This window comes from Aquipuribacter hungaricus, assembly GCF_037860755.1.
Taxonomy (GTDB): domain Bacteria; phylum Actinomycetota; class Actinomycetes; order Actinomycetales; family JBBAYJ01; genus Aquipuribacter; species Aquipuribacter hungaricus.
Genome location: NZ_JBBEOI010000479.1, coordinates 1 through 859 on the forward strand (window position 1 = coordinate 1; position 859 = coordinate 859).

1 protein-coding gene and 1 pseudogene are annotated in these 859 nt (G+C 78.9%); both read right to left on the reverse strand.

Annotated elements, in window-relative coordinates; all coding sequences use genetic code 11:
- Positions 1–270, reverse strand: a 270-nt coding sequence (locus WCS02_RS20745) for an SAM-dependent methyltransferase (RefSeq protein ID WP_340296207.1), incomplete at its 3' end; no start/stop codon positions are given.
- Positions 267–859: pseudogene (locus tag WCS02_RS20750) on the reverse strand (hypothetical protein); the annotation flags it as partial. The gene WCS02_RS20745 and the pseudogene WCS02_RS20750, both read right to left, overlap by 4 nt.

Genomic DNA, 859 nt, shown 5'->3' on the forward strand with positions numbered 1-859 from the left:
GACTTTGACGACCACGCCGTCCAGCGCGGTGACGCTGAGCCAGCTGCCGCCGGCGTCGGCCGCCAGGCGCACCACCTCGACGTCCGGGCGCGCGCAGCGGGCCAGCAGGGCGGCCGCGTCCGGCAGGTCGGTGGCGACGACGTCGGCCACCTCCAGCAGGGCGGCGGCGCGCAGCGTGAGCAGGCCCGGGTCGCCCGGTCCCGCCCCGACGAAGGCGACGTGCGACCGGGTCCCCCCGGTCGGGGGACGGAGGCTGCCTCGTGTGCTCATCGGACGAACTCCTCTGTCTCGGTGCCGTGCCCTGGTCGTGCCGTGAGCAGCTCGTGGCCTGCTCTCGCCCCTACCTCGTCCGCCTGGTCCGCCGCCCCCGTCGTGCGGGAGCGGACGATCCGTGGCGCCGTCGTACCGGTGCCGTCCGGGGCGCCCGGTGCCGGGTCGTGCCCGGCGACCGCCCCCCGCAGGTCGAGCACGCCCTCGACCACCGTCGCGAGCGCCCCGACCGGGGCGCTGCAGCCGACGTCGAGCACACGCAGCAGGCTCCGCTCGGCGGTGACCGCCGCGCGGGTGTCCGCGTGGTCGAGCGCGGCCCGGACCCGCCCGGTGAGCGGGTCGTCCTGCCGGGTCTCCACGGCGAGCGCGCCCTGGCCCGGGCAGGGCAGGAGCACGTCGGTGCCGAGCACCTCGGTGACCTCGCCCTCGCGGCCGAGCCGCCGCAGCCCCGCGAGCGCGAGGACGACGGCGTCCAGGTCGGTGCCGACGCGGGCGAGCCGGGTGTCGACGTTGCCGCGCAGGCCGCCGACCTCCACCCGCCGGCCCCGGCGTGCGGCGTCGGCCAGGAGCATCGCGGCGCGCCGCGGCG